The 26409-nt window shown below is 67.3% G+C and carries 21 protein-coding genes; 11 read left to right on the top strand and 10 right to left on the bottom strand.

Annotated features, from left to right (window positions below):
- Positions 1-104: 104 nt before the first annotated feature.
- Positions 105-1796: an alkaline phosphatase gene (locus DSC_RS05405; RefSeq protein WP_014160130.1), complete on the top strand. Its 1692-nt coding sequence runs from the start codon at positions 105-107 to the stop codon at positions 1794-1796.
- A 96-nt stretch (positions 1797-1892) separates the two neighbouring features.
- On the opposite strand, the gene DSC_RS05400 is transcribed toward DSC_RS05405, so the two are convergent.
- Both DSC_RS05400 and DSC_RS05395 read right to left on the bottom strand, forming a co-directional pair.
- The gene (locus tag DSC_RS05400; protein WP_014160129.1) at positions 1893-3407 is read right to left on the bottom strand and encodes an ArnT family glycosyltransferase; all 1515 of its coding nucleotides are present in this window, start codon (positions 3405-3407) and stop codon (positions 1893-1895) included.
- 486 nt (positions 3408-3893) lie between these two features.
- Positions 3894-4346: a CopD family protein gene (locus DSC_RS05395; RefSeq protein WP_014160128.1), complete on the bottom strand. Its 453-nt coding sequence runs from the start codon at positions 4344-4346 to the stop codon at positions 3894-3896.
- A gap of 74 nt (positions 4347-4420) precedes the next feature.
- On the opposite strand from DSC_RS05395, the gene DSC_RS05390 reads away from it, so the two are divergent.
- The 9 genes from DSC_RS05390 to DSC_RS05350 all read left to right on the top strand — a co-directional run bounded on the left by DSC_RS05390 (position 4421) and on the right by DSC_RS05350 (position 13557).
- Positions 4421-5014 carry a class I SAM-dependent DNA methyltransferase gene (locus DSC_RS05390; RefSeq protein WP_014160127.1) on the top strand — a complete coding sequence of 198 codons (594 nt, stop codon included), beginning with the start codon at positions 4421-4423 and terminating at the stop codon, positions 5012-5014.
- Positions 5015-5112: 98 nt separating this feature from the next.
- On the top strand, positions 5113-6357 hold the full coding sequence (locus DSC_RS05385; protein ID WP_043290993.1) for a polyhydroxyalkanoate depolymerase: 1245 nt from the start codon (positions 5113-5115) through the stop codon (positions 6355-6357).
- Positions 6358-6622: 265 nt separating this feature from the next.
- Positions 6623-7663: a magnesium and cobalt transport protein CorA gene (locus DSC_RS05380; RefSeq protein ID WP_014160124.1), complete on the top strand. Its 1041-nt coding sequence runs from the start codon at positions 6623-6625 to the stop codon at positions 7661-7663.
- A 285-nt stretch (positions 7664-7948) separates the two neighbouring features.
- Positions 7949-10021 carry a carbon starvation CstA family protein gene (locus DSC_RS05375; protein WP_014160123.1) on the top strand — a complete coding sequence of 691 codons (2073 nt, stop codon included), beginning with the start codon at positions 7949-7951 and terminating at the stop codon, positions 10019-10021.
- Positions 10021-10245: a YbdD/YjiX family protein gene (locus tag DSC_RS05370; protein ID WP_014160122.1), complete on the top strand. Its 225-nt coding sequence runs from the start codon at positions 10021-10023 to the stop codon at positions 10243-10245. Before DSC_RS05375 ends, DSC_RS05370 begins: the two co-directional genes overlap by 1 nt.
- A gap of 416 nt (positions 10246-10661) precedes the next feature.
- Positions 10662-11039, top strand: a complete 378-nt coding sequence (locus DSC_RS05365) for a carboxymuconolactone decarboxylase family protein (RefSeq protein ID WP_014160121.1) — start codon at positions 10662-10664, stop codon at positions 11037-11039.
- Between the two features lie 152 nt (positions 11040-11191).
- Positions 11192-11413, top strand: a complete 222-nt coding sequence (locus DSC_RS05360; RefSeq protein ID WP_014160120.1) for a hypothetical protein — start codon at positions 11192-11194, stop codon at positions 11411-11413.
- A gap of 114 nt (positions 11414-11527) precedes the next feature.
- Complete coding sequence (locus DSC_RS05355; RefSeq protein WP_014160119.1) at positions 11528-12283, top strand: ankyrin repeat domain-containing protein; 756 nt, start codon at positions 11528-11530, stop codon at positions 12281-12283.
- A gap of 47 nt (positions 12284-12330) precedes the next feature.
- Positions 12331-13557 carry a Tle-like phospholipase domain-containing protein gene (locus tag DSC_RS05350; protein ID WP_043290991.1) on the top strand — a complete coding sequence of 409 codons (1227 nt, stop codon included), beginning with the start codon at positions 12331-12333 and terminating at the stop codon, positions 13555-13557.
- Between the two features lie 190 nt (positions 13558-13747).
- Here DSC_RS05350 and DSC_RS05345 read toward each other — a convergent pair whose 3' ends face one another.
- The 3 genes from DSC_RS05345 to DSC_RS05335 all read right to left on the bottom strand — a co-directional run bounded on the left by DSC_RS05345 (position 13748) and on the right by DSC_RS05335 (position 18756).
- Complete coding sequence (locus tag DSC_RS05345) at positions 13748-15829, bottom strand: S9 family peptidase (protein ID WP_014160117.1); 2082 nt, start codon at positions 15827-15829, stop codon at positions 13748-13750.
- A 229-nt stretch (positions 15830-16058) separates the two neighbouring features.
- The gene (locus DSC_RS05340) at positions 16059-18050 is read right to left on the bottom strand and encodes an OPT family oligopeptide transporter (protein ID WP_014160116.1); all 1992 of its coding nucleotides are present in this window, start codon (positions 18048-18050) and stop codon (positions 16059-16061) included.
- A 169-nt stretch (positions 18051-18219) separates the two neighbouring features.
- Positions 18220-18756, bottom strand: coding sequence for a single-stranded DNA-binding protein (locus DSC_RS05335; protein ID WP_014160115.1), 537 nt, complete (start codon positions 18754-18756; stop codon positions 18220-18222).
- Between the two features lie 169 nt (positions 18757-18925).
- Between DSC_RS05335 and DSC_RS05330 the strand changes: the two genes are divergently transcribed.
- Positions 18926-19927, top strand: a complete 1002-nt coding sequence (locus tag DSC_RS05330) for a polyprenyl synthetase family protein (protein WP_014160114.1) — start codon at positions 18926-18928, stop codon at positions 19925-19927.
- A 94-nt stretch (positions 19928-20021) separates the two neighbouring features.
- Here the strand turns inward: DSC_RS05330 and secF are convergent, their stop codons facing one another.
- The 5 genes from secF to queA all read right to left on the bottom strand — a co-directional run bounded on the left by secF (position 20022) and on the right by queA (position 26144).
- Positions 20022-20990, bottom strand: coding sequence for a protein translocase subunit SecF (gene secF / locus DSC_RS05325; RefSeq protein ID WP_014160113.1), 969 nt, complete (start codon positions 20988-20990; stop codon positions 20022-20024).
- Positions 20991-21083: 93 nt separating this feature from the next.
- The gene (gene secD / locus DSC_RS05320; RefSeq protein WP_014160112.1) at positions 21084-22970 is read right to left on the bottom strand and encodes a protein translocase subunit SecD; all 1887 of its coding nucleotides are present in this window, start codon (positions 22968-22970) and stop codon (positions 21084-21086) included.
- A 140-nt stretch (positions 22971-23110) separates the two neighbouring features.
- Positions 23111-23458: a preprotein translocase subunit YajC gene (gene yajC, locus DSC_RS05315; protein WP_014160111.1), complete on the bottom strand. Its 348-nt coding sequence runs from the start codon at positions 23456-23458 to the stop codon at positions 23111-23113.
- 500 nt (positions 23459-23958) lie between these two features.
- Positions 23959-25101, bottom strand: coding sequence for a tRNA guanosine(34) transglycosylase Tgt (tgt, locus tag DSC_RS05310; protein ID WP_043290425.1), 1143 nt, complete (start codon positions 25099-25101; stop codon positions 23959-23961).
- Positions 25098-26144: a tRNA preQ1(34) S-adenosylmethionine ribosyltransferase-isomerase QueA gene (gene queA / locus DSC_RS05305; protein WP_014160109.1), complete on the bottom strand. Its 1047-nt coding sequence runs from the start codon at positions 26142-26144 to the stop codon at positions 25098-25100. The genes tgt and queA overlap by 4 nt, the downstream gene beginning before the upstream one ends.
- Between the last annotated feature and the right edge of the window lie 265 nt (positions 26145-26409).

The following is a 26409-nucleotide window of genomic DNA, read 5'->3' as shown; positions in this document are numbered from 1 at the left end:
AGCGCCGACAGCACTGGCGTCCACGACAGCGTGGGCAGGCGTCACAGCAGTGCCGCGGAGGCTGCGCATAATCGAGGGCCGATCCCTACAGAAGCCGCTCCCGCATGCGCCACGCCACCCGCATCGCCGCCGTCCTGACCGCGACCGTCCTGGCCGGCTGCGCGACCCCGCCCTCGTCCACCGCCACCGCCATGGCCGCACCGCCGATGCAGGTGCCCGGGGTGACCCATCCGCAAGGCGAAACCCCGCAATGGTGGTATCGCAGCGGTGCGGCCAGCGCGGCCGGCAACGGCGCAATGACCGGCCGGGCGCGCAACGTGATCCTGTTCCTGGGCGATGGCATGAGCCTGACCACCGTGGCCGCCGCGCGCATCCTGGAAGGCCAGCGCAAGGGCGGCCCGGGCGAGGAGAATGCCCTGAGCTGGGAGGGCTTCCCCGCCACCGCGCTGAGCAAGACCTACAACACCGATTCGCAGACGCCCGATTCGGCCGGGACCATGACCGCCATCATGACCGGCGTGAAGTCGCACATGGGCGCCATCGGCGTCAGCGCCGGCACCCGCAATGACTGTGCCGACAGCCTGGACAAGGGCCTGTTGAGCTGGCTGCAGCTGGCCGACAGCGCCGGCATGGCCACCGGCATCGTGACCACCACGCGCCTGACCCATGCCACACCCGCAGCCACCTACGCCCATTCCCCGGAGCGCAACTGGGAAAGCGACGCCGACCTGCCGCCCAAAGCCAGGGCCGCCGGCTGCACCGACATCGCCCAGCAGCTGCTGACCGACGCGCGCTTTGGCCGCGGTCCGCTGGTGGCCCTGGGCGGTGGGCGCGGCCAGTTCCAGCCGGCCACCGCGCGCGACCCCGAATACGCCGACAAGGTCGGCCTGCGCCTGGACGGCCGCGACCTGGTGGCCGAGTGGAAACAGGCCCACCCCGGCGGCGCCTACGTCTGGAACACCGGCCAACTGCGGGCAGCCAAGGATGCACCGGCGCTGCTGGGCCTGTTCGAGCCGGACCACATGCAGTTCGACCATGACCGCGACCGCACGCCCGGCGGCGAACCCAGCCTGGCCGAGATGACCACCACCGCGATCCAGGCGCTGGCGCGCACGCCGCAGGGCTTTGCCCTGATGGTTGAAGCCGGCCGCATCGACCACGCCCACCACAACGGCAACGCCTTCCGCGCGCTGGACGAGACCGTGGCCCTGTCCGATGCGGTGCGCGCCGCCATGCAGGCCGCGCCGCCGGAGACGCTGATCATCGTCACTGCCGACCATTCCCATTCGCTGAACTTCGTCGGCTATCCGGTGCGCGGCAACCCGATCCTGGGCAAGGTCCGCGGCCTGGGCGGCGAAGAGGGCGACCGCACCCAGTACGCCCGCGACCAGCTCGGCCTGCCCTACACCACGCTCAGCTATGCCAACGGCCCCGGCTACCCCGGGGCCAGCAACGCCCAGCCGCAGGGATCCAAACACCATCCGCACCAACCGGCCAACGTGCACCCCTCGACCGGCCGCCCCGACCTGACCCACGTCGATACCCAAGCACCGGATTACCTGCAGGAAAGCATGATCCCGCTCAAGGCCGAGACCCATGGCGGCGATGACGTCGGCATCTGGGCCACCGGCCCGGGCAGCGCGGCCTTCCACGGCACGCTCGAACAGAACACGCTCTACCACCTGATCGTGCAGGCCACCCCGAAGCTGCGCCAGCGCCTGTGCGCGGCAGGCACGTGCGATGCAGCGGGCGTGCCGGTGGAACTGCCGCCGGCCAAGGCATTCGAGGCGAAATAGCCGCGTCCAGGGCAAGACATGGACGCCCCGGCCGGGCGCGCTGCGCCCTGCACCGCGGCGGCCACGCTGCCGCCGCGCCCCCGCTTTACCTGACCGTCACCGGGCCGCATCCGCGGCAGGTTCCACGCCGAACAGCACCCGGCCCTGGAACGGCGAGCCCCACGGGTGGACCGCATAGCCGTAGGCGTGGATCACCCGCTCGACCTCTGGGTATCGCGCCTGCTTGACGACGAACACCAGGCCCGGGTCGCGTTCGGCCTGCTTCAGTTCGGCCTGCAGCGCGCCGTCGTAGGTGGGATTGAAGCGCGCAGCGGGGACAGGCATGACCGACACCTTCCTGATTTCGGTCCCCAGGTGCAGGTGAAGTCCATAGCGGGCCATGTCTTCGACGAACACCACTTCATGGATCGGGCCGTGGACCCGGGCCCTGATCGCCTCGGCCCAGGTGGAGGCGTCCTTGTGGGTGGGCCATAGCGCACCGCCGGCACGCGCCGCCAGCAGCAGCACGATCCATGCGCCGAGCCATTTCCAGTTGAACCGCCTGCCCGCCTGAAGCCGCTGGCCGGCCACGGCAACGGCCAGCGGGACGAAGAGCGGCAGCAGATACAGCGGCATGCGCGACCTGGCCAGGCAGAACACCAGCAGCGGCACCAGGATCCACAGCGCCAGCAGCAGCTGTTGGTCCACGCTGCCTTGGCGCCGCGCACGCCAGCTGCGCAGGTGGCCCGGCAGCTGGCGCAGCCAGCGCCACAGGTCGCCGGTCCACGGCAAGGTGCCCAGGGTCAGGACCGGCACATAGACCTGCAGCCAGCCATACCATTGCCCGCTGCGGCCGAAGCGGTCGGTGGCGACGCGGTCAATGACCTCGGCGCCGAGGAAATACCCGAGCAGCCCGGGATTGCGCGCCGCCACCATCAGGTACCACGGCAGCGCGATCGCCAGGAACACCACGATGCCGGACAGATGCCACCGCCAGCGCAGGCCGGGCGCCGGGCAGAGCATGCCCGCCAGCCCCACCGCCAGCAGCGGCAGCAGCGCCGGAGGCCCCTTGATCATGAAGCCGATGCCGAAGGCCGCCCACATCAGCAGCAGCCATCGATGCCGATACAGCGCGTCGCCCGCCCTGCGCCCGAGCCAGGCATACATCGCCAGCGCCTGGCTGGCCGCCAGGGGAAAGTCGGTCGTGATCAACTGTCCGGCCACGGACGGGGTGCTCATCGTGGCGTAGGCGATGGCTGCCACTGGCCCGCTGCCCGGGAACAGCCGATCCGCGCACAGGCCGGCCAGCAACATGCAGGCCAGGTAGGACAGCGCAATGGGCAGCCGGGCGGCCCAGGGGGTTTCGCCGAACAGGGCCACGCTGCCGGCCACCATCCAGTAGGTGCCGGGTGGCTTGGTCCAGTGGCCGATGGTGCTGTTGCGCCTGGGCGTGAGCCAGTCGCCGGTATCGAGCATGGTCAGCGCCACGTTGCTGTAGCGCCCTTCGTCCGGATCCCAGATGCCACGTGAACCCAAAAAGGAGAACGCCAGCAGTGCGCCCAGGGCGCAGGTCAGCAACAGGTTGGTGGCAACGCCTACGACCCGGGGCGGCAGCTGCCAGGTCACCGCCATGCCCCAACCCTCCACCAGCCTCCACGACCTGCGCGGGGGTCTGCGAGCCCGGTGCCCCGGCCAGCGCCTGGCGGCACGGTGGCCGCTTGATCACGCCGGGCACGGCAACTTGACCGAGCCGCCGGCGCTGCAGCGGCCCACGGCGGTCGGCGCCTGGCAAAGACAGCGGGAGAGAGGTTGCGCTCGGGCATGGCCAACGGGGTCGGGTCCAACGGCACCGGAAGGATGGCCAAGTTCCTGTGGGAAACCCGTCGGAAGCCGCGCCGGAACATCCGCGCCGTGGCCCCGCGCCGATCGTGCCCGGGGCCACGCAGGCCATGCGAAGGCAGCGGCATGTCGGAACGGAGTTGCCGCAGGTCGGCTCCATGACCCTCCAAGCACCGGGCCGGCCGTGCAGCCGGCCCGGCCCGTCACCGTGGCCCCGGCTTTTCACCAGGGCTTTTCCCGTTCCACTTCAACCGGACCCTGCTGGCCCGGAACCCATCCTCAGAACGGCTTGGCCAGCACCAGGTACACGATCACCACCAGCAGCAGCACCGGCACCTCGTTGAACCAGCGCAGGGCCCTGGCCGAAGGCACGGTCCTGCCGCTGGCCACGCCCTTGAGCCAGCGTCCGGCCACGATGTAGTGCGCCAGCAGCAGCAGCACCAGCGCGATCTTGGCGTGCAGCCAGCCGGCCGGCCCGCCGACCATGGTCGGAAAGTCGGGAAGCACCCGATACCCCAGCCACAGCACCACTCCCAGGATCAGCGCCAGCCCGAACATGCCGTGACCAAAACCGTACAGGCGCCGTCCCATCAGCTGCAGCCGCGCCTGCACCTCGGCCTGGCCGGCGCTTTCGGCGATGTTGACCAGGATCCGCGGCAGGTAGAACGCCGCGGCCATCCAGCCGATCACGAACAGCAGGTGGAAGGTCTTGACCAGCAAGTAGGCCTGCATGCATCGACTCCGTGGCGCGCGCGGCGGGGGTGGGGCGATGATTGTCGCCCATTTCCTCGCAGCGGCGGCCCCCCTTGGACAAACAGTACGACCAGGCATATTTCCAGCGCTGGTACCGCCACGGCGACATCGGCGGCCCGGCGCGTCTGGCGCGCAAGGTGGCCCTGGCCGTGGCCTGCGCCGAATACTGGCTGGAGCGGCCGCTGCGCACGGTGCTGGACATCGGCTGCGGCGAGGGTGCCTGGCGTGGCCCGCTGCTGAAACTGCGGCCGAAGCTGCGCTACCTGGGGTTTGACAGCAGCCACTATGCGGTGCAGCGTCATGGCCGGCGCCGCAACCTGCACCTTGCCGCGTTCGGCGATTTCCAGTGGCTGCGGCCGTGCCCGCCGGTGGACCTGCTGGTCTGTGCCGATGTCCTGCATTACCTGCCCGATGCCGAACTCAAGCGTGGCCTGCCCGGCCTGGCGCAACTGTGCGGCGGGGTCGCCTTCCTGGAGACCTTCACCGCGCAGGACGCGTTCGAGGGCGACCACGACGGCTTCGTGGCGCGTCCGGCGGCCTGGTACCGGCGCCAGCTGGGCAGGGTGGGCCTGCGCCCGGCCGGATCGCACTGCTGGCTGGGCCCGGAGCTGGCCAGCGAGGCCGCCGCCCTGGAAACCTCGGCCTGATGGGCCGCACCGGACGGTCGCCGGTTCACGTTGGCCTGGCCACATTCGGCTATGCTGCACCGCGGCAACCGCCGGATTTGTAACGGCTTTTACATATGATGCTTTACCAGTGGCATGAATTTGGCCGCCAGTGGATGGCCCCGTGGGTGCATCTGGCCGGGGCCAGTTCGCGGGCGTTCTCCGACCCCAGCAGCTGGCTGTCCAACCTGCCCGGCGCGCAGCGCATCTCGGCCTACCACGAGCTGATGCACCGCCTGGGCAAGGGCTACGAGAAGCCTGCCTGGGACATCCCCGAGGTCGAGACCGAAGGCCGCACCGTGCCGGTGATCGAGCTGGAGGTCATGGCCAAGCCGTTCTGCCGGCTGCTGCGCTTCAAGCGCTACACCGACGACCCGGTCTACATCGACAAGCTCAAGGCACAGCCGACCGTGCTGGTGGTCGCACCACTGTCCGGCCACCACGCCACCCTGCTGCGCGACACCGTGCGCACGCTGCTGCGCGACCACAAGGTGTACGTGACCGACTGGGTCGACGCGCGCCTGGTGCCCACCGAGGCGGGCGGCTTCGGGCTGGAGGACTACGTCGGCTACATCCAGGAGTTCATCCGCCATATCGGCGCCGAGCAGCTGCACGTGATGAGCGTGTGCCAGCCGACCGTGCCGGTGCTGGCGGCGGTGTCGCTGATGGCTGCGGCCGGCGAGCCCACGCCGCGCTCGCTGGTGATGATGGGCGGGCCGATCGATGCGCGGGTCAGCCCGACCCAGGTCAATGACCTGGCCACCCGCAACCCGCTGTCGTGGTTCGAGAACAACGTCATCCACAGCGTGCCGTCCAACTATCCCGGCCACGGCCGCGCGGTCTATCCGGGCTTCCTGCAGCATGCCGGATTCATCGCGATGAATCCCAACCGGCACTTCATGTCGCACTGGGATTTCTACACCGACCTGGTCAAGGGCGACCTGGAGGACGCCGCTGCGCATCGCCGCTTCTACGACGAATACAACGCCGTATTGGACATGCCGGCCGAGTTCTACCTGGACACCATCCGGATCGTGTTCCAGGAATTCCTGCTGCCGCGCGGGCAGTGGGAGATCGACGGCCAACGGGTCGATCCGGCCGCGATCACCGACACGGCGCTGATGACCATCGAAGGCGAGCTGGACGACATCGCCGGGCTGGGCCAGACCGAGGCGGCGCATGCGTTGTGCACCGGCATCCCGGAGGCCAGCCACCAGCACCTCACGGTCAAGGGGGCCGGCCACTACGGCATCTTCAGCGGCCGTCGTTGGCGCGAACAGGTCTACCCGGACGTCAAGGCGTTCTTCGCCAGGTACAACGCCTGACCTTCCCTGATTTGTGGTGGGAGCCGCCATGGCGGCGATAGCTTCATCAGGGAACCCCCTCGCCGCCATGGTGGCTCCCACTACTAGAAGCGCCCCCAAAAAAACCCGCCAGCGCTGGCGGGTTTTTTGGTTTTGGCGAGGTATTGCTCAGGTCATCGGCAAGCGCACCAGCAACTGCCTGGCCAGCCAGCCATGCAGGTGGCCAACACCACGGGCGGGCACCGGCGCTTGTGGCATCCACCGCCGCTGGCGCACGATGTCTGCCATGAGCCTGCTGCCCGCGGACATCGACGCCGCTCCGATCCCCCAACCGCCCTCCTCGCCCGGCAATCCCGCCAGCGTGATCACCTGCGCCTCCTACGACCGCGCCGGCAAGCGCCACGACCTGACCCTGGATGAGATCAGCGACGTGCTGGCCGCCGATGACGGCTCCTTTGTCTGGGTCGGCCTGTACCAGCCGCCTCGCGAGGTGCTGCTGAAGCTGCAGGAGGAATTCGGCCTGCACGACCTGGCCATCGAGGACGCCAGCAAGGCGCACCAGCGGCCGAAGCTGGAAGCCTATGGCCAGTCGATGTTCCTGGCCATGCATACCGTGCAGGTGATCGACGAGAAGATCCGCTACGGCGAGACCCAGGCCTTCCTCGGTCAGCGCTATCTCATCACCGTGCGCCATGGCGCATCGCTGTCCTACACCCCGGCGCGACTGCGCATCGAGCGCGAGCCGGAGCTGCTGGCGATGGGCCCGACTTATTGCCTGTACACCGTGCTGGACTTCATCGTCGACAACTACCTGCCGATCATCGAGGGCGCGCGCAACGCACTGTTCGCGCTGGAGCGCGACATCTTTTCCGAGACCTACAAGGGCGCAGTGGTGCGGCGCCTGTATGACCTCAAGCGCGAACTCACCCTGATGCGCGTGGCGGTGGGCCCGCTGCAGGACGTGCTCAACCACCTGGTGCGCACCCAGAGCCCGTTGGTGCCAGAGGAAATCCGGCTGTACATGCGCGATGTCCACGACCATGCGCTACGGGTCAACGACGGCATCGACACCCTGCGCGAGATGCTGGGCACCGCGCTGAGTGTCAACCTGTCGCTGGTGACCCTGGGCCAAGGCGAAACGGTCAAGCGCCTGGGCGCCTGGGCCGCGCTGCTTGCTGCGCCGACCCTGATGACCAGCTGGTACGGCATGAATTTCGAGCACATGCCCGAGCTTCACGCCCGCTTCGGCTATGTCGGGCTGATGGGCGCGGTCGCGGTGGTCTGCACGGGGCTGTACGCGCTGTTCAAGCGCGCACGCTGGCTGTGACCGCGGCCAGGGCCAGGACCGGATCCCCGGCCCTGTGCCCTAGGAGCCTGTCGGGCTTTCCAAAAAATGGGCCACGTACGTGAATTCTAGAGACTTCGCGTCCTGCAAACTCGCTTTATGCACGTACGCGGACGGTTTTGGCGATTTTTTGACCAATCTTCGGTCCGCCCATCGAAAGCCCGACAGACTCCTAGACCAAAGTACGAGGCGCCAATCGTGCTTTTCAATTGACCCCCAACCTGGCTTCATGAACCCTTGCCATCACTTCCAGCGGGAATCTTGACCATGAAATGGTTTTCCAAAGTTGCCTGGGCGTTGCTTGCGCTGCTTGGCGCGTTCTGCCTGGGCACGGTGGCGCTGCGGCGCGGCGAGACGGTCAACGCCATCTGGATCGTGGTCGCCGCGGTCTCGATCTACCTGGTGGCCTACCGCTACTACGCGCTGTTCATCGCCGACAAGGTGATGCGCCTGGATCCGACCCGGGCCACCCCGGCGGTGCTGCGCAACGACGGTCTGGATTTCGTGCCGACCAACAAGCACGTGCTGTTCGGCCACCACTTCGCCGCCATCGCCGGCGCAGGTCCGTTGGTCGGCCCGGTGCTGGCCGCGCAGATGGGCTACCTGCCCGGCCTGCTGTGGCTGGTCTTTGGTGTCGTGCTGGCCGGGGCGGTGCAGGATTTCATGATCCTGTTCATCTCCACCCGGCGCGACGCGCGCTCGCTCGGCGACCTGGTGCGCGAGGAGATGGGCCAGGTGCCCGGCACCATCGCGCTGTTCGGCGCCTTCCTGATCATGATCATCATCCTGGCGGTGCTGGCGATGGTGGTGGTCAACGCCCTGGCCGAAAGTCCGTGGGGCATGTTCACCGTGGTGGCGACGATGCCGATCGCAATCGGCATGGGCGTGTACATGCGCTACATCCGCCCCGGCAAGATCGGTGAAATCTCGGTGGTGGGGCTGATCCTGCTGCTCGGGGCGATCTGGCTGGGCGGCAAGGTGGCGGTGGACCCGACCTGGGGCCCGGCGTTCACCTTCACCAAGGAGTCGATCACCTGGATGATGGTGGGCTACGGCTTCATCGCCTCGGTGCTGCCGGTGTGGCTGCTGCTGGCCCCGCGCGACTATCTGTCCACGTTCCTCAAGATCGGCACCATCGTCGCGCTGGCCATCGGCATCCTGCTGGTCAGGCCCGACCTGAAGATGCCGGCGCTGACCGAGTACGCGCACAACGGCCTGGGGCCGGTATGGACCGGCGGCCTGTTCCCGTTTCTGTTCATCACCATCGCCTGTGGCGCGGTCTCCGGTTTCCACGCGCTGATCAGCTCGGGCACCACGCCCAAGCTGCTGGCCAACGAGCGCCACATGCCCTACATCGGCTACGGCGCCATGCTGATGGAATCCTTCGTGGCGGTCATGGCGCTGGTGGCGGCCTCGATCATCGAGCCGGGCGTGTATTTCGCCATGAACGCCCCGCCGGCCGCGGTCGGCACCGAGGTGGTGGCCGTGGCCGCCAAGGTCAGCGAATGGGGCTTTGCCATCAGTCCCGAGGTCCTCACCGCCACCGCCACGGACATCGGCGAGACCACCATCCTCAACCGCGCCGGCGGCGCCCCGACCCTGGCCGTGGGCATCGCCCAGATCCTGCACCAGGTGCTGCCCAGTGAGAACTCCATGGGCTTCTGGTACCACTTCGCGATCCTGTTCGAAGCGCTGTTCATCCTGACTGCGGTCGATGCCGGCACGCGCGCGGGCCGGTTCATGCTGCAGGACCTGCTGGGCAACTTCATCCCGGCGATGAAGCGGACCGAATCGTGGGTGGCCAACGTCATCGCCACCGCCGGTTGCGTGGCGTTGTGGGGCTACCTGCTGTACACCGGCGTGACCGATCCGTTCGGCGGGATCAAGACCCTGTGGCCGCTGTTCGGCATCTCCAACCAGATGCTGGCCGGGATCGCGCTGATGCTGGCCACGGTGGTGCTGTTCAAGCTCAAGCGCGACCGCTACGCGTGGGTGACCATCGTGCCGGCGGTATGGCTGCTGCTGTGCACGACCAGCGCCGGCCTGATCAAGGTCTTCGACCCCAGTCCGGGCCAGGGCTTCCTGGCCCAGGCGCGCAAGTTCCAGCAGGCCATCGCCGAGGGCACCGTCACCGCCCCGGCCACGACCATGGACCAGATGCACCAGATCGTGGTCAATGCCTACGTCAATACCGGCCTGACGGTGCTGTTCCTGTTCGTGGTGGCCGCGGTCCTGGTCTATTCGGTCAAGACGATCCTGGCTGCACGCCGCAATCCGCAACGCAGCGACAAGGAAACGGCGTACGTGAAGCTCGAGCCGCACCAGATGGTGGACGTGTAATGGGCACCGAACTGGTTCCGGTCGGGCAGTACCAGGCGCACCGCCGCCTGTGGCGGCGCCTGGTCCAGACCGCGCGGCTGTGCTGCGGCATTCCCGACTACGACAACTACGTGCGCCACGTGCTGGACAAGCACCCGGACCGCACGCCGATGGACTACAAGACCTTCTTCCGCGAACGCCAGCAGGCGCGCTTCGGCGGTGGGAACGGGTTCCGCTGCTGCTGACCAAAGTTGGTTGACCTGCGCAGCAGGGCCAGGCCGGCGCTTGGCCCTTTCCAGTTTCCGGTCGGGCTGATCTGGGACGCAAGTCCTGGAACAGGCCTCCATACATCCGGATGGACATGACCAGAGTTGCCCGCGTCCCCGTCAGCCAAGGCCAAGGCCTGGCCGACACGCGGCGCGAGGGGTAGACCGTCTATTATTCGCTGGCGCCGGGGCCGGCGCTCCAGGTGATCCAGGCGCTTTACGGCATCTGTTGCGCGCCGGCACGGACGAAAAGGAAAGTCGACTCTTGATCGGGTTCCTGAAATCGCTGCTGACTTTCACTGGTGAACGGAAGATCTGCTTGCAGCCATTCTGCTGGCCCAACATGGCGTGGTGACGACCATGCTCCATACAACCCTTGGCCAAGAGGAGGATTTATGTCCAGCAACCGCTATCAGGACCTAACCGCCAACACCAACCAGCATCTGATATCGCTTCGCAACGGGTTACCCGGGGTGATGCAAGGCTTCGGGGCGTTGGCCCGCAGTGCGATGGCGCCCGGCGTGCTCGACGAGAAGACCAAGGAGCTGATCGCGATGGCCATCGGCGTTGCGGTCCGCTGCGAAGACTGCCTGGGCTTCCATGGCAAGGCGCTGGTACGCGTGGGGGCCACCGAAGAAGAGGTGCGCGAAATGCTCGGCGTCGCCGTCTACATGGGCGGCGGTCCGTCATTGATGTATGCCGCGCACGCACTGGAAGCATTCGAAGAATTCTCCAGGGCAGCTCAAGCCAAGACCGGGCAGGTCGAGCGCTAGGCCGGCGCTTGGCCCTTTCCAGTTTCCGGTCGGGCTGATCTGCGACACAGGTCCTGGAACAGGCCTCGATACATCCGGATGGACATGACCAGGGTCGCCCGCTTCGCCGTCAGCCACTACGCTCGGCCCGTGCGATGGCCATCGGGTAGAACATGAGCCTGCAGTTCGATTCGCTGATCAGCGGCGCCGCACGTCTGTTTCAGACCGCCCCTGCCAGCGACGCCGCAGCGTCTTGCTTTGCCGACCAGGTCCGCTGCGCCGGTATCGAGCCGCAACTGCACAGCGACAAGCGCGGTTTCAGCGCCGGCATCTACACCGACACCGGGCCCCGATGTGCCTGCCCCAACCTGCATCGAAGACAGCATTGGCGCTGAAGGCTCAACAGTCGCGCGAGCACGATACGATGGTGCGGGCGAAGCCGGCCTGCGCACTGCCCTCGCCTATCGACGTCCCAGACCAACGCCGCCCTTACCGGAATCCCTCTCCCCATGCAGCACGCCCCCGCCGCCATCGCCGTTGCCGTCACCCTTTTCCTGGCCGGCTGCAGCACCCACGACGCCGGCGCCCAGGAGCAACCCGCGATGAAGTCCACTGATATAAAAGCGATCTTCCCCGACCCGTCGCTGGAAAAGATGGCTCGCGCCATCGCCGACGGCGACCGCGCAAAAATCCTCGCGCTTGCTCCCACCACTGACCTTTCCGGCCACGGCGACAAGAACGTCACCCTGCTGGAATGGGCCATCTACAGCCGCAGCACCGAGGCGCTGGCCGCGCTGCTGGATGCAGGTGCGGACCCGACCGAGTTTGGCATTGACCAAGAGACCGTCGTTCACATGGCAGCGATGGTGAACGATCCGAAGTACCTGAAAGTCCTGGTCGACAAGAACGCCCCGATTGATGTCGTCAGCCCGCGCGGAGGGCGAACACCCATTTTTCGCGCGGTGGAAAGCAAACGCATCGAACAATTCAATCTGCTGGTTCAAGCGGGCGCGGACCTGAAACGGGTCGACAGCATGAACAACTCGCTATTGCACGTCGCCGCGCAAACGTCCGGCGGCGACCTTGTGCTGAAGTTGCTTGAGCTGGGCGTAGATCCGAGGCTAAGGAATGCCCAGCACGCGACATTCCAGCCTTACTTCTTCACCACCCCTGACAAGCTGCTCAACGCAGATGGGAAGCGCGCGCGCGCCGCTGTCAAAGCCTGGCTGGCTGATCATGGCATCCCTGTCGAAGAGGCGGGCTGAAAAATCCCCCGCCTTGCAAGGACAGCGCAATGAATATCTCCAACGACATGCCTGCCGACACAGCGGCGACAGCGACCGGAAATTCGTTCCCCTTCTCCGACGCAATGAGAGGCAGGTCCCCGCACGCCGAAGACCTTCAGCTTCCGAGCCTGTTGAGTGATCTCTACGCGGTGGCCAACGACCGCAAAGCCAGTGCATCGCCCGCCATAAGCACGCTTTCTGGTACCTGGCGACGCATGGACGATGCCACTGTTCGCAATGCGGGCATCGATCCTGCACTTTTACATGATGAGAAAAGCGGCTTCGATGCAGCGTTCTATCAAGATGCGAACGGCCATGTGGCACTGGCGTTTTGTGGCACCGATGAAGGAAGGGACTGGAACCCCAACGTTCGGCAAGGCCTTGGGCTCGAAGATCCGCAGTACGAATCTGCCATCGCCTTGGCTGACCAGGCCAAGCAGGTGTTCGGGAAAAACCTGGTGATGACCGGCCACTCATTGGGCGGAGGCTTGGCGGCCGCTGCCTCCATGATCAATGACGTACCTGCAGTCACCTACAACGCTGCAGGGGTACATGATCACACGCTTGAGCGTCACGGCCTCGACGCACAGGCCGCCAAGGACTACGCCAAGGAAGGCCTGATCCGCGGCTACCACGTTGACAACGAGATTCTGACCCATCTGCAGGAAGACAGTTTCCCGATCAGGTACGCGATGCCCGATGCGGCGGGGCATCAGATCGAGCTGCCCGATCCCGATCCGCTGTCGGTGCTGGAACGCCTGGTGCCCGGCAAGATGCTGGGGCATCGACTCGACCTGCATGGCATCGAGGCGGTGATGCAGTCGCAGAGCCTGCAGCAGCTGCGCGCCCGGGAGGCAGCACCGGCCCATCCGGCCAGCGCGCGAGCTGCCGATGACACCGCCAACACGCTGCTGCGCGATGCGGTCGGCAGTCTCGGCGAACAGCGCGAGCGCCTGGGCCTGCAGGACGATGTGCGATTCCTCAACGCGGCGGCGCGAGTGGCGGCTCAGGCCGGTGCCGATGGCATGTCACGCATCGATCACCTGGTGCCCGATGCGCGCGGCGGCGTGTTCGCGGTGCAGGGGCGACTGGACGATCCCGCACACCGGCGCAGCCATGTCGATGCCAACCAGGCCGCACAGGTACCTGCAGACCAGAGCGCCCAGCAACTGCGCGCGCAATCGCAGGTGCTCGCCACGCAGCAGGATCAGGAACAACAGCAACGGCAGGCACCGCGCCCGACGATGGCCTGAAGCGCGCTGGCGGCGAGGCCCGTCGTGGGCCAGCCCAAGTCCCGCATCGGGCGGCGCGGCATGCGGCCATAGGAGCCGATCGCGCATCGGAACGCACATTTCCCGCTCATCAGAGGCCTCAGCGTGACCCTCAGACAAACAGGGCGCCCGAAGGCGCCCTGCGACAGGCATGACCCACCGACGTGCCTACTCAGTCGCCGATGTGCTGCCTGAGCCAGGCGTTGACCGTGTCGTGCCACTGGATCGAGTTCTGCGGCTTGAGCACCCAGTGGTTCTCGTCGGGAAAGTACAGGAACTTCGACTCAAGCCCCAGGCCCTGGGCGGCGGTGAACGCGGCCAGGCCCTGCTCGACCGGGATGCGGAAGTCCTGCTGGCCGTGGATCACCAGGATCGGCGTCTTCCAGTCCTTGACGTGGTTGACCGGATTGAACCGCTCGAACTTCTCCGGATTGGCCCACGGGGTGCCGCCGTTTTCCCACTCGGAAAACCACAGCTCCTCGGTGCTGTAGGCCATCATCCGGTTGTCGAACACGCCGTCGTGGTCGACCAGGCACTTCCACGGCGCGCTTCCATCGGACTTGAACCAGTTGCCGGCGGCCCAGTACACCATGTAGCCGCCGTAGCTGGCGCCGAGCGCGCAGGCCTTGTCGCCGTTGAGGAAGGCGTATTTCTGCTGCGCGGCGGCCCAGCCCTTCTGCAGGTCTTCCAGCGGGCGGTCGCCCCAGTGCTGGCTGATCGCATCGGTAAAGGCCTGGCCGTAGCCGGTGGAGCCGTGGAAGTCGATCATCACCACCGCGTAGCCCTGGCCGGCATAGGTCTGCGGGTTCCAGCGGTAGCTCCAGCCGTTGCCGAAGCTGCCCTGCGGCCCGCCGTGGATCAGGAATGCCACCGGGTACTGCTTGCCTTCCTGGTAGTCGTACGGCTTGACCACATAGCCGTGCACGGTTTCCTGGTTCCAGCCCTTGAAGGAAAACTGCTGGTAATCGCCGAACTTCACCTCCGGCAGCATCTGCTGTGCGCTGGGCGTGATCGCACGCGGCCGCTGGCCATCGGCCTGCGCCACGAACACCTGATCGCCGCTGTTGAGCGAGTTGCGGGTGAAGGCCAGGGTCGGGCCGGCCAGGGTCGGCGAGCCGATGCTGCCCTGGCCCACCAGCTTGTCGACCTTGCCGCTGGCCACCTCGATGCGGAACAGCGGGTGTTCGCCCATGTCGTCGGCCGTGGTGTAGATCGCCTTGCCGTCATCGGCGAGCACGATCTCGCCGGCCGAGCGGTCCCAGTCGACAGCGATTTCGCTGAGCTTGCCGCTGGCCAGGTCCATCGCCATCAGGCCGAAACGGTCGGCCTCGAAGCCCGGGCGCTTCATCGCACGGTAGTACAGGGTCTTGCCGTCGGCACTGAAGACCGGGCCGGCATCCCAGGCGGGGTTGGCCGCGGTCAGGTTCTTCGGCGCGGCACGGCCGGCGGCATCGAGCATGTACAGGTCGAAGTTGGTCGACCACGGCTCCCTGTTGCCGGCCACGCGGATGCTGGCCACCACCGACTTGCCGTCCGGCGACCAGGCGATGTCCTCCATGCCGCCAAACGGCTTGGACGGCGCGTCACCGGCGATGGTCGCGCTGATGGCCGAGGCACCGACCACCGGCCCGGCGCCGGCCGCCGGCAGCGGCGCGACGAACAAGGTGTTGCGACGGCCGTCGTTCCAGGTATCCCAGTGGCGCACGAACAGACTGTCAAAGACCTTGCCGGTGGCCTTGGCGTTTTCAGCGGCGTCGAGTCTTTGCCTGGTGCAGGCCAGATCCGAGCCGCAGTCCTGGAACACGCCGACGCTGAAGACGATGCGATCGCCCGACGGTGAAAGCCTGAAGCCATCCACGCCCACGGCAAAATCGGTCAGCTGGCGCGGCTGCCCGCCGGTGGCCGGCACCGCATGGAGCTGCTGGCTGCCGGATGTGTCCGACAGGAAATACACGGTCTGGCCGTCGGGCGAGAACGCCGGCGCGCTGACATTCCAGCCCTCGGGCGTGATCTGCCTGGGCGCGGCCAGATCGCCGGTGCGCAGATCGCGCAGGTACAGCGCGGTGCTGGCCTTGGTCAGCTCGGCGTTCATCACGCGCCTGGCGAACACCAGGCGCGCGCCGTCCGGCGAGAGCGTGGGCGAGGAATACCGATCCAGCTTGACCAGGTCGCGCACATCGAAGCCGCGCTCGGCAGCGGCGGCCGGCAGCACGGCGATCAGGGACAGGGCCAACCAGACGGGGCGAAACTTCATTGGCTCGAACTCCGAAAAAGGTAAAAAAGTGCTCGATGGTAGGCCGGGCACGTCAGCCGGCGCAAAGGAATGCGGTCATGGCCTGGCCGAGCTGTCATCCAGGCAACCGTGAGCCGCCATGGCGGCGAAGGGGCATCGGCGGCAAGGCCCTTTCGCCGCCATGGCCGCTCCCACCGGGCAAGAAGAAAGGCGGCCAGTGGCCGCCTTTCCTTGACACGCATGCGGCTGCTCAGGCGACCTGCTCGGCCTTCCTGCCGACCCGGTACAGCAGCCAGCCGACCAGCGCCAGGATCGCCAGGCCGACCCACTGGTTGAGCTGCAGGGCCTCGGGCAGGGCCAGCACGTCGGCCCGGGCCGAGACCACGATCGGCACGGCGATGGCAATGCCCATCAGCGCCTCGCCGGTGATCAGACCGGCGGCAAACAGCACGCCCGGGCGATGCACGCGGTCGCGGCCGTCCTCGTCATCGGCACCGATCCTGTGGAAGCGTTCGACCAGATGCGCCAGCAGGCCGCCCAGGAAGATCGGCACCATCAGTTCCAGTGGCAGATAGATGCCGATGGCCGCGGCCAGCACCGGGACGCGAAAGCGCCTGCCAGTGCGCTTGAGCCATTGGTCCAGGGCGATCACCAGCGCACCGACCACTGCGCCCAGCGCAATGAAGCTCCACGGCAGCTGGCCGCCGAACAACCCACGCGCCACCGAGGCCATCAGGTTGGCCTGCGGTGCGGCCAGCGACTGGGGATGCGCGGGCGTCGGCGCGCCGATGCCGTAGGCCTGGGCCAGCAGGTTCAGCACCGGGGCCATGATCAGTGCGCACGAGAACGCGCCGATCCCCAGCATCAGCTGCTGCTTCCATGGCGTGGCCCCGACCAGATAACCGGCCTTGAGGTCCTGCAGGTTGTCCCCGCCCACCGCCGCTGCGCAGCACACCACCGCGCCGATCATGATCGCCGCCACCGCGCCCAGCGGCGCCCCGCCACTGCCGACCGGGGTCAGGCCGCTCTTGCCCAGCAGCAGCACCAGCACCACCGAGGCGAACAGGATGGTGGAGATGGTGATGCCCGACACCGGGTTGTTGGACGAACCGATCAACCCGGCCAGATAACCGGACACCGAGACGAACAGGAAGCCGGCCACGATCATGATGATGGTCATCGGGATCGAGACATGCCACTGGCCGACGATGGCCTGATACAGGCCCAGCAACGGCAGCGTGCACAGCACCAGCGCCACCAGCATCCACTTCATCGGCAGGTCGCGCTCGGTCTCGGCCACCGCCACCCCGGCGGTGTTCCTGCGTGCGGCGGCCAGGCCGGACTTGATCCCGCCCAGCAAAGACTTGCGCAGCGAAAACAGCGTCCAGATGCCACCGATCAGCATCGCGCCCACGCCCAGGTAACGCAGCTTGGCGCCCCAGATGGCGAAGGCGGCATCGGCCGGGGGCGCACCGGCAATCGAGGCGGCCAGCGCCGGATCGGTGTGCATGAACAACGCCTGGTACAGCGGGATGGCGATGTGCCAGGACAGGACCGAGCCGGACAGCACCACGATGCCCACGTTCAGGCCCACGATGTAGCCCACGCCCAGCAGCGCCGGCGACAGGTTGGTGCCGATGAAGGCGGTGATCCTGGAACTGCCCAGATAGGCCGCCTGGGTCCAGGTGTCGGGGATCACACGCAGGCCACTGGCCGCAGCCAGCTTGACCAGGGCGCCGATCGCGCCGGCGGCGGCCAGGATTCTCAGGCCCGGGCCGGGCGCGCCTTCACCGGCACGGTCACCGGCCTTGAGCACTTCGGCCGCGGCCTTGCCTTCGGGAAAGGGCAGCGGCTCCTCGACGATCATCGAGCGCCGTAGCGGCACCGAGAACAGCACGCCCAGCAGGCCGCCCATGCCGGCGATGCCCAGCACCCACCAGTACTTGAAGTCCGGCCAGTAGCCCATGATCACCAGCGCCGGGATGGTGAAGATCACCCCGGCGGCGATCGACGAGCCGGCCGAGGCGCCGGTCTGGACGATGTTGTTCTCCAGGATCGTGCCGCCGCCCAGCAGGCGCAGCACGCCCATCGAGACCACCGCCGCCGGAATCGCGGTGGCGATGGTCAGCCCGGCAAACAGCCCCAGGTACGCGTTGGCCGCGGCCAGCACCACCGCCAGGAAGACGGCCAGCACGATCGCGCGAAAAGTGAGCTGCCGCGGTTGGGCAACGGGCTGCTGCATGACAAGGACCTTGGGAAAGACGCAAGCCGGCAACGCTACCTGAACTGGCCCGGCCGGCAAAGTGGCGCGGGCACTGCGGCCGCACCGCCAAGCAGGGCCTTGCCGCTGCGAAAACAACAAAGCCCCGCGCGTGCGGGGCTCTGGTCAGTGCAACCGCCAGCCGGTCCGATCAGAACGGAATGTCGTCGTCGGCGAAGTCGTCGCTTGGGGCCGGCTGCGTGGCCGGGGCCTGGCCGCGCGGGCCCTGTTGCTGGCCGCCACCGTAGTTGCCGTCTGCGCCACCGCGCTGACCGCCCGCGCCGCCGTATTCCTGGCGCGGCGCAGCCGAACGTTGCGGCCGCTCGCCGCCGCCCATGCCACCACCGCCCTCACCGCGGCCGCCAAGCATCTGCATCTCGTTGGCGACGATGTCGGTGCTGAACTTCTCCACCCCGTCCTGGCCGGTGTACTTGTCGTAGCGCAGTTCGCCTTCGACATAGACCTGCGAGCCCTTGCGCAGGTACTCGCCGGCGATCTCGCCGAGCTTGCCGAAGAACACCACCCGGTGCCATTCGGTGCGCTCCTGGTTGTTGCCTTCCTTGTCCTTGCGCACGCTGGTGGTGGCCAGGCTGATGCGGGTCACGGCCATGCCGCCCTGCGTGTACTTGGTGTCCGGGTCATTGCCCAGATTGCCGACCAGGATGACCTTGTTGATGCCGCGTGCCATATGAGTATCCGCTCTAGCTTGGCCCGCCGATTGCGGGCATTGACATTCGATTATAGCCGCCCCGGTCCGCGCCATCGGGCAACGACCCGCCCACGGGTAGGAGAATTCCCCAACGCCCGGCGCTGGCTGAACCTATAATCGCAATTCTCCTTGGAACAGCCCAGAGCGCATGTCCGCCGTCCAGCTTCCCCGCCCCGCCCTGGCGCTGGCCCAGATCCAGTCCCTGGCCGCCCCGGACATGGCGGCCATCGATGCCCTGATCCGTCGCCGCCTGGCCTCGGAGGTGGTCCTGATCAACCAGATCGCCGACCACATCATCTCCGCCGGCGGCAAGCGCCTGCGGCCGATGCTGGTGGCCCTGGCCGGACGCGCCTGCGGGGTCGATGCGACGGCCGAACACCACCAGCTGGCGGCGATCATCGAGTTCATCCACACCTCGACCCTGCTCCACGACGACGTGGTGGACCAGTCGGACCTGCGCCGCGGCCGCAGCACCGCCAACGCGCTGTGGGGCAACGCCCCCAGCGTGCTGGTCGGCGACTTCCTGTATTCGCGCAGCTTCCAGCTGATGGTCGAACTGGAGCGCATGGCGGTCATGCGCATCCTGGCCGATACCACCAACCGCATCGCCGAAGGCGAGGTCCTGCAGCTGCTGCACGTGCACAACCCCGATACCGACGAAGCGGCCTACCTGCGCGTGATCGAGCGCAAGACCGCGGTGTTGTTCGCCGCCGGCACCGAGCTGGGCGCGCTGGCTTCGGGCGCCGATCCGGCCACCCGGCAGTGCCTGTACGACTATGGCCTGCAGCTGGGTCATGCCTTCCAGATTGCCGACGACGTGCTGGACTACACCGCCGACGCGACCGAGCTGGGCAAGAACCTGGGCGACGACCTGGCCGAGGGCAAGGCGACCCTGCCGCTGATCCATGCCATCGCCCATTCCGATCCGGCCACCGCCGCACGCCTGCGCCAGATCGTCCAGGATGGCGATGGTGATGCGATGCCGGAGGTGCTGGCCGCGATCCATGCCGCCGGCAGCATCGCCTACAGCCAGCAGCGCGCAGCCGAGTACGCGCGTGCCGCCGAAGCCACGCTGGAAGGATTGCCCGAAAACGAGGCCATCGCCGCCCTGCGCGGGCTGGCCCGCTACGCGGTCCAGCGCCAGCACTGACCAAATGGCACGGGTCAGGCGTCAGCGGCGATGGGGATTTTGCTGGTAGAGCCCCATCGCCGTCGAAGCGGCTCCGACGAAAGGCTCGGCGGGCTCAGGGACGACGCGCCAGCGCCTCGATGTCCCTGGCCTTGGGCAACAGGTCCTGCTTGGTCACCTTGAATGGGCCGATGCTCAGCATCGGCACGGCCACGATCACCGAGGAAACCACCACGATCACTGCACCGACCATGTGGGTCTCGGCCAGGCCTTCCATCGAGCGGCCGCCGAACAGGTACAGCGCCAGCGCCGAGAGGAAGAACATCACCGCGGTGATGATGGTGCGCGACAGGGTCTGGTTGATCGAACGGTTGAGCACTTCCAGCGGCTCCACGCGCAGGGACCGGAAGTTCTCGCGCACCCGGTCGAACACCACGATGATGTCGTTGATCGCAAAGCCCATCACCGACAGCAGCCCGGCCAGCACGGTCAGGTCGAACTCGCGGCCCAGCAGCGACATGTAGGCCACGGTGAGGATCAGGTCGAAGAACGCGGTCAGCGAGGCCACCACCGCGAACTTCCATTCGAAGCGGACCGCGATGTAGATCAAAAAGCCCACCAGCATGAAGATCGTCGCGTACACGCCGTTCATGGCCAGGTCCCTGCCGACCTGCGGGCCGACGAATTCGCCCGGCTGCACGGTGGCGGGGTTGGCATCGCTGGTCACCACCTTGCGCACGGCCTCGGCCACGGTGCGGCCGGCGTTCTCGTCGTTGTTGTGCTCGCCATGCGGCTGCAGCCGCACCATCACCTCGTTGGCGCTGCCGACGTTCTGCACCTGGGCGTTCTGAAAGCCGGCCTGGTCCAGGCGCGTGCGCAGCTGGTCCACGTCGACCGGCTTTTCGAAGTGCGCGCGCACCACGGTGCCGCCGGTGAATTCCAGCGCATAGTCGAAGCCCTTCAGGCCGATGATCGCCAACGAGGCCACCAGCAGCACCAGCATCACCGCCAGCACCGGGCGGCGGTGGCGCATGAAGTCGATCCTGGTGTCGTTCGGGATGAGATGCAGCGGGAACAGTTTCATGGAATGTTCTTCCTTTTTAAAAGTCCGCACATGGATGTGCGGGCTTCTGCGAGGGACTCGCATCAATGTGCGGGCTCTTGCGAGGGCCTGGCATCAAATGGCAACGGAAGTGAGCTTCTTGCGGCGGCCGTAGATCAGCACCGCCAGCGCACGCGAAACGGTGATCGCGGTGAACATCGAGGCGAAGATGCCGATGATCATGGTCAGGGCGAAGCCGCGCAGCGGTCCGGTGCCGAAGGCGAACAGCGCGATGCCCACGATCAGGCCAGTGAGGTTGGCGTCCAGGATCGTGCCGCCGGCCTTGTCGTAGCCGGCGTTGATCGCTGACTTGGGCGGCATGCCGTTGCGCAGTTCCTCGCGGATGCGCTCGTTGATCAGCACGTTGGCATCCACCGACAGGCCCACCGACAGCGCCAGGCCGGCGAAACCGGGCAGGGTCATGGTCGCGCCGAACAGCGACATCACCGCCACCACGATCAGCAGGTTGAACAGCAGCGCCAGCGAGGTGATCGCGCCGAACACGCGGTAGTAGATGGTGAAGAACACCAGGGTGAACAGGAACGAATACACCACCGCCTTGATGCCGCGCTCGACGTTCTCCGCGCCCAGGCTGGGGCCGATCACGTACTCCTCGACAAAGCTCATGGGCGCGGCCAGCGAACCGGCGCGCAGCAGCTTGGCCAGGTTGTCGGCTTCGTCCTTGCTCAGGCCGGTGGTCTGGAAGTTCTTGCTGAAGACGCCCTGGATGGTGGACGGCGCCAGCGCCTGCTCGCTCACCCGCACGCTGCGCACTTCCTTGCCGTCAACCACCTTCACTTCCGGAATGCGCTCGATGTAGACCACCGCCATCTTCTTGCCGACATTGGCGCTGGTGAAATCGAACATGCGCTGGCCGGCCACGTTGTTCAGGGTGATGTCCACCGCGGGCTGGCCGTTCTGGTCCACCGTGGCCACGGCATTGACCATCTGCTCGCCCGAGGCCAGCACGCGCTTGTTCAGCAGCACCGGGACACCGGGCGCATCGCGCAACGGGTAGAGCTTGGCTTCCGGCGGAATGTTGCCGGTGCGCTGGGCCTCGAGCGCATCACCATCGACCACCGCGCGGAACTCGATCGTGGCGGTGGCGCCGATCAGGCGCTTGGCCGCCGCGGTGTCCTGCACGCCGGGCAGTTCGACCACGATCCGGTCGCTGCCCTGTTGCTGGATCACCGGTTCGGCCACGCCCAGCGCGTTGACCCGGTTGCGCAGGGTGGCGATGTTCTGGGCGATGGCGTCGCCGGAGATGCGGGCCAGCTCGCTTTCCGGCAGACCGATGGTGATGCGGTTGCCCTGCACCTGGTAGCTCAGTGGCGAGGCACCCACCAGCGCCCCGCTGGCACTGCTGCTGGCGCTGAGCGTGGTGGCCAGCGCCTTGCGCGCCGCAGCCACGTCCTGGCCCTGGGCCACGTTGACCACGATGGTGTTGTCAGGGCCGCGGGTGACCGAATCGACGCGGATCCTGGCGTCACGCAGTGTCACCCGGGCGTCCTCGACATAGGCCTCCACGCGCTTGTCCAGCGCCGCCTTCTGGTCCACCTGCAAGGTGAAGTGCACGCCGCCCTGCAGGTCCAGGCCACGCACCATGGGCTTGGCGCCCAGGCTGGAGAGCCAGCGCGGCACGGTGGGCGCCAGGTTCAGCGCCACGGTGTAGTCATCGCCCAGCGACTGGCGCAGCACGTCGTTGGCCTTGGCCTGCGCCTCGGGCGACGCCAGGCGCACCAGCAGGTCGCCGTCGCGGGTCTCCAGCTGCTTGGGCGTGATCTGCACGGTCGCCAGCGCCGCGGCGACCTTCTGCCGCAGCGCCTCATCGATGGCCGCGCCGCGGCTGGCGGTGATCTGGACCGAAGGATCCTGCGGATAGATGTTGGGCAGCGCGTAGACCGTGCTGAACACCAGCACCAGCACGATCAGGACATACTTCCAGCGGGGAAACTCAAGCATTGCTCAGCACCCGCGCACCTGCATCCCCAGGCGCGCTCTACGTGATGAAACCGAAAACGCCGCCTGGCCCGATGGCCATGTGGCACGGCATGAAACGCAGACGGACCGCGGCAGGCGGTCCGTCGGATACAGCCAAACGCTTAGACCGCGGACTTCAGCGTGCCCTTGGGCAGCACGTTGCCCACGGCGGCCTTCTGCACGCGAACCTTGACCCCGTCGGCGATCTCGACGGTGACGAAGTTGTCGCCGATCTCGGCCACGGTGCCGGCGATGCCGCCGGAGGTGATGATCTCGTCGCCGCGGGAAAGCTTGTCCAGGAGCGACTTGTGCTCCTTCTGGCGCTTCATCTGCGGGCGGATCATCACGAAGTACATCACCGCGATCAACACGACCGGGAAGATCAGCATGGACAACCCGCCACCCTGGGCGGGTGCGGCGCCGGCAGCCTGGGCCTGGGCGGCGGGAATCAGCAAATCGAGCACGTTCATCTATCGTGGGTCCATTGGTGGGCCGAAAGCAGCCGGGGATTATGCCACGCGCTCGCACGGGCGTGGTCCGGGGTCGCGCCGCAGGTAAAACGCGCGTCTCTCCGGATCCTGCGTCACCTTGCGACCCCGGCCGGCGGCAAAGGTTCCGCAGGCAGCGCCGGGGACGCTTGTATGTCCCATGGCCATGTCGGCTTTGCTCCTCTTCGCAAGCGCTGTCTCTTTGTCGTGTCTTTCGAGCAGGCCTGCAGCCCATGTGCCGATGTGGATGCAGTATTGCCCCTTCTCCCCGCGTTCGGGGAGAAGATGCCCGCAGGGCAGATGAGGGGGTGTTTTCGTTCGCGGCCCAACGCACCGTCGCCGGCCCCGGAACGTCGATAGGCATCGTCAGCATGTTTCCTGCGGCCTTCCTCCTCACCCCGGCCCTCTCCCCTGCAAGCGGGTGAGAGGGGGCCGAACGTTGCGCCGTCGGCGCCACGCCCACGTCCCCGATGACAATCCAGTCACGCCGGGACGGGCATCCCGCGGGCCTCGTAGAACTCGGCTCGGAAGGCCTGGAACCTGCCCTGCTCGATCGCCGCGCGCATGCCGGCCATCAGCTGCTGGTAGTACCAGAGGTTGTGCAGGGTGCCCAACATCGGCGCCAGCATCTCGTTGCAGCGATCCAGGTGACGCAGATAGCTGCGGGTGAAGCCGTTGCGGCAGGCATGGCAGCCGCAGCCCGGCTCGATCGGGTCCAGGTCCTTTTCGTATCTGGCGTTGCGGATGCGCACGGTGCCGGTGGAGGTGAAGAAGTGGCCATTGCGCGCGTTGCGGGTGGGCATGACGCAGTCGAACATGTCCACCCCGCGGGCCACGCCTTCGACCAGGTCCTCCGGGCGGCCCACGCCCATCAGGTAGCGCGGCCGGTCGGCCGGCAGCTGCGGATCCAGGTGTTCGAGCATCGCGTTGCGCTGGGCCTCGGTCTCGCCCACCGCCAGCCCGCCGATGGCGTAGCCGTCGAAGCCGATCGCCTGCAGGCCGTCGGACGACTGCGTGCGCAGGTCCGGATGCACGCCGCCCTGGACGATGCCGAACAGCGCCGCGTCGTTGCCCAGGCCGTCGTGCGCATCGCGCGAGCGCTGCGCCCAGCGCAGCGACAGCGCCATGGATTTGTGCACCACGTCCTTGTCCACCGGCTGGCCATCGACGTTCACCGGCGGGCACTCGTCGAAGATCATCACGATGTCCGAATCCAGGGTCTTCTGGATCTGCATGCTTTCCTCCGGCCCCAGGAACACCCTGGCACCATCGGTGGGCGAGGCAAAGGTCACCCCGGCCTCGGTGATCTTGCGGCGATGGGCCAGCGAGAACACCTGGAAACCCCCCGAATCGGTCAGGATCGGCTTGTTCCAGCGGGCGAAGCCATGCAGGCCGCCGTGCGCCCGGATCACCTCCAGGCCCGGGCGCAAATACAGATGAAAGGTGTTACCCAGGATGATCTCGGCGCCGAGTTCGGCGATGTGTTCGGGCAGGATCCCCTTGACCGATCCATAGGTGCCCACCGGCATGAACGCCGGGGTCTGGATCGTGCCGCGCGGAAAGTGCAACTGGCCGCGGCGGGCGCGGCCATCGGCCCGGGCCAGGGCAAAGGTCATGCGGCTCATGCGCAGCGCCGGGGATCGGCCTGCGGGAACAGCAGCATCGCATCGCCATAGGAAAAGAACCGGTAGCGCTGCGCCACCGCATGCGCGTAGGCCTCCAGGATGCGCTGCCTGCCGGCAAAGGCCGACACCAGCATCAGCAGCGTGCTTTCAGGCAGGTGGAAATTGGTGATCAGCGCATCGACGCTGGCGATGCGGTAGCCAGGGAAAATGAAGATGCAGGTCTCGCCGGCGAAAGGCTGCAGCTCACCATCGCGCATCGCGCTTTCGAGCGCACGCACGACCGTGGTGCCCACCGCGATCACTCGGCCGCCGGCGGCGCGGATGCGGCGGATCTGCTGCACCAGTTTCGCCCCGACGTTGAGCCACTCGCTGTGCATTCGGTGTTCGCGCACGTCCTCCACGCGCATCGCCTGGAAGGTGCCGGCGCCCACGTGCAGGGTCACGTGGCCAAACTGCACGCCCTGCGCCTTCAGCGTGTCCAGCAGCGGCTGGTCGAAGTGCAGCCCGGCAGTCGGCGCAGCCACCGCCCCGGGCTCGCGCGCGAACACGGTCTGGTAGCGCTCGTCGTCGTCCTGGCCAGGCTCACGGGTGATGTACGGCGGCAGCGGCATGCGCCCAGCCTTGAGCAGCCAGCTGTCCAGCGCATCTTCCACATCGAAGCGCAGCTGGTAGAACTCGCCTTCGCGGCTGAGCACCTCGCAGCTGCCGCCGGCATCCAGGGCGATGTGGCCGCCGGGTTTGGGCGACTTGCTGGCGCCGATCTGCGCCTGTGCCCGGTTGTCCGGCAGCAGCCGCTCGATCAGGATCTCGACCCGCCCGCCGGTGTCCTTCTGGCCGAACAGCCGCGCCGGGATCACCCGGGTATCGTTGAACACCAGCAGGTCGCCGGCGCGCAGCTGGCTGGGCAGCTCGCGCATGTACAGGTCGAGCAACGCCGCCTGGCCCGGCGGCACCACCAGCAGGCGGCTGGCCGAACGCTCGGGCAAGGGCGCCTGGGCAATCAGCTCGGGCGGCAGGTCGTAGCGGAAATCGGATTTTTTCAAGGCAGCGGGGCGTGAAAGCGAGCCGGGTATTGTAGGCGCACCGGCAGCTGATCGTCGCCACGCCAGCGCCAGCCGCAGCCCGGGTATCCGGGGCGCGATCGGCGGTGCGTCGCACGTCGATCCCGAGGCGCTGGTCGGTGCGTCCTCGCTCCCTTCGCTCGATGAGAGCGACGACGAAGACGCGCCCCCCTGCTCCATCGGCCAGCCACCGGGGCAAGACCAGCGCAGCGTCGACGCCACTTGCCGAAAGCTCCGTGCCTTCTTC

This window comes from Pseudoxanthomonas spadix BD-a59, from assembly GCF_000233915.3.
Taxonomy (GTDB): domain Bacteria; phylum Pseudomonadota; class Gammaproteobacteria; order Xanthomonadales; family Xanthomonadaceae; genus Pseudoxanthomonas_A; species Pseudoxanthomonas_A spadix.
This window is presented reverse-complemented; position numbering and strand designations above follow the sequence as displayed.